This window comes from Lactiplantibacillus sp. B652, assembly GCF_023806745.1.
Lineage (GTDB): Bacteria > Bacillota > Bacilli > Lactobacillales > Lactobacillaceae > Lactiplantibacillus > Lactiplantibacillus pentosus.
In genome coordinates this window covers 1-235 of sequence record NZ_JAMSKY010000125.1, presented here as the reverse complement: position 1 = coordinate 235, position 235 = coordinate 1, and the positions used below count along the sequence as shown (strand labels likewise).

The window sequence follows — 235 nt, the reverse complement described above, 5'->3', positions numbered from 1 at the left end:
CCGAGTTCCTTAACGAGAGTTCACTCGCTCACCTTAGGATTCTCTCCTCGACTACCTGTGTCGGTTTGCGGTACGGGTAGTTAAGTACTCACTAGAAGCTTTTCTCGGCAGTGTGACATCAGACGCTTCGCTACTAAATTTCGCTCCCCATCACAGCTTGTCCTTAAAGTGAAAAGCATTTGACTCTCCACAAGACTTACTGCTTGGACATTCTAATCCAACAGAATGCACATCT

The 235-nt window shown here is 46.4% G+C and carries 1 rRNA gene; it reads right to left on the bottom strand.

The features are described from left to right. Window positions 1-235: ribosomal RNA gene (locus tag MZO40_RS17275) — 23S ribosomal RNA — on the bottom strand; the annotation flags it as partial.